Genomic DNA, 2242 nt, shown 5'->3' with positions numbered 1-2242 from the left:
ACCCAGCTCCATACTCCTATTCCTTTATTTATTAACAATATTTCTATCTAACAATAGCCCATTAATTATGTTTTATATTTGCGTTTCCTTATATTTCTTCGTCATTTTTCTTTTCTCCATTGCAATATCATTAGATAAAAAAATAAGTATCTACCTATATTTAAAAGCAAAGATCATTTACTTTTTTAGTTATTTTCATTCTCGTCATTAATAAGATGCTTATCTAACAGCAACAACATTTTAATTGATAGATTATCAACCTTATAAGCAAGCATTGGCTTGCTACTAACAAACATTTTCCTTTCATAATCCTTCCGTCCCCACCTAAATAACCTGATCCCTTTTGCAGTGAACAATTTATCTAATAGTGAAGCTTTTTCTAAACCACCCCCTTTTTTTTCTACAGGTAAATGTATAATCTGTTTGGCTTCATCAAATTTAGTAAGAACGGCAAAGCCAAAATAAACACCAACCCCAAAATCTACAGCATCATAGGCTATCTCCCCAATACCCTCATCCGCACCTAAAGCTAAAAAACCCTGTTCCATCATGTGCTTGACAGGATTTAATGGGTCAATTTTACCATCTGTGACTTCATACAAAACATTGGTAACTCCTTCTGCTAAATTGCTACTTCCTGTAGCCACCCCTAGAAGCCCCATCGTTTTAAGCTCTTTACTCCTTATCGCTCTACCTGTATTAAACGTTATCCATCCCAGCCAAGTCTGTACAGCACCACCGACAACAGTTAACGACTTTTTACCATAAAACACATACCCTTTCCCTGAGTATTCTTGAGTATTCTTGAGTATTCAAGTAAGATTGTTTATCTTTTTTTCGTAATTGTTCATAACCATATCTTTCCGATTCAAATTCCAATTGTATTTCATCTACATATTGTGAAGCCTGTGTCCAATATTCACCGCCTCTTCCTTGCTCATAATTATATAAGGCCGCTTGAAAATCATTTTTTATCAACCTAACAACCTGGCTAATTTCATATTTGTAGCCATTTTTAAATTCAATATCATCCAACAAATAATCGGATGAATATTGAGAAAGCTTAATTAATTCATTAGCATAAAAATTAAACTTTATCTCTAACGGTGATGACATTAGTATACCCTCTCATCCCATATACTATAAGAGCTAGTTCCGGCAGTCACATGTTCCCACGTAATGGATTTAAATTTAATGGATAGCGATTCTTCTGGTTGAGCGTCATTATGTGTTATAGAGTTTGGTCAAAAGAAATTTAAATTAACCAAAGATGCTTAGGTTAATTTAAATTTATAATATAATTCAATCCCGCCATTCATCGAAGTTCGATAAAAGAAAAACTCACATGTTAATATTTCATTTGATGTTAACGCTTGTGATAATAAAGGAGAAGATTTATCGATAGGTTTACGTATGTCTATAGGTTGAAAATTCACATTTTGATGCATTGATAAATTAGAGGATAATTCATTAACTAGTATTTCATCTTCATGCCCTTTTTGAAATTTATTACCTATAGACTCTATAGTAGAACATCCGCTAGAGATTAAACCCTGTTTATTTCCTTGCATCTTAAGATAAATAATATTCGCCATCAGTACATCATTATCGTTGGATGGAGCTGTGGCGGGATTGCCTACGAATTGATTACGATCCGAATATCGATGTTCTGGTGGTGAAATCAAAATCACCAAGATCGGAGGAGTCGCTGGTTAGTTCGACGGCCGAACTTATCCGCGGGGTGGTGTCTGAAACGTTGAAATATTCAACGAAGCCATCCGACATGGTAGTAGATCCGGAGTGGTTTCTGGAACTGACCAGACAAACGTTTAAACGTCGCTTTATTGCGACTGGAGGGGCGTTGAAAGATGTTCTGAAGCTGGATCAGGAGACTAACGAAGATTTGATTTTAGCGTATGATATGGCCGACGGCTCAGATGATGGTTCACGGCTGACGTTTGGCAAGGAGATAGGCGATCGCCGTTATCGCCGTTTGCCGGAGAAAGACGGCAAAAAACGGGGAACATAGTTATTTGTCGAGATAACTATCTGTAACGGCTCGCATTTGTGTTGGTTAGAATCGTACTCCTAAAAGAGAATCTCTGATTCTAATCCCCGTGAGCCTATCTGGTACAGTAATTCTAAATTCTTCTCCAATAGCCGATTGAATTGTTGCGCTAACTATTTTTCGCTCTGAAAAATAAATTGTAAGGACAGCGCCTATATTTGATCTAAGAAGTTG

At 36.3% G+C, this 2242-nt stretch carries 2 protein-coding genes and 2 pseudogenes; 1 reads left to right on the top strand and 3 read right to left on the bottom strand.

Going from position 1 to position 2242, the window contains the following annotated elements:
- Nucleotides 1-185: 185 nt before the first annotated feature.
- The 3 genes and pseudogenes from PSI22_RS21035 to PSI22_RS21025 all read right to left on the bottom strand — a co-directional run bounded on the left by PSI22_RS21035 (nt 186) and on the right by PSI22_RS21025 (nt 1595).
- On the bottom strand, nt 186-773 hold the full coding sequence (locus PSI22_RS21035; protein ID WP_273581430.1) for a DUF4225 domain-containing protein: 588 nt from the start codon (nt 771-773) through the stop codon (nt 186-188).
- On the bottom strand, nt 760-1116 hold the full coding sequence (locus PSI22_RS21030; protein ID WP_273581429.1) for a hypothetical protein: 357 nt from the start codon (nt 1114-1116) through the stop codon (nt 760-762). The genes PSI22_RS21035 and PSI22_RS21030 overlap by 14 nt, the downstream gene beginning before the upstream one ends.
- A pseudogene (locus PSI22_RS21025) lies at nt 1116-1595 on the bottom strand (Hcp family type VI secretion system effector). Before PSI22_RS21025 ends, PSI22_RS21030 begins: the two are co-directional and overlap by 1 nt.
- Before the next feature lie 14 nt (nt 1596-1609).
- Between PSI22_RS21025 and PSI22_RS21020 the strand changes: the two are divergent.
- Nucleotides 1610-2029 (top strand): annotated as a pseudogene (locus tag PSI22_RS21020) (protein rep); the annotation flags it as partial.
- Between the last annotated feature and the right edge of the window lie 213 nt (nt 2030-2242).

Origin of the sequence: Xenorhabdus aichiensis, from assembly GCF_028598775.1 — a bacterium.
Taxonomy (GTDB): Bacteria; Pseudomonadota; Gammaproteobacteria; order Enterobacterales; family Enterobacteriaceae; genus Xenorhabdus; species Xenorhabdus bovienii.
The sequence above is the reverse complement of the archived record's forward strand: the minus strand, read 5'-3'. Positions and strand labels throughout refer to the sequence as shown.

Excerpts from the sequence above, each read along its gene's own strand:
- PSI22_RS21030 (WP_273581429.1), bottom strand. The coding sequence starts at position 1,116 with ATGTCATCACCGTTAGAGATAAAGTTTAATTTTTATGCTAATGAATTA.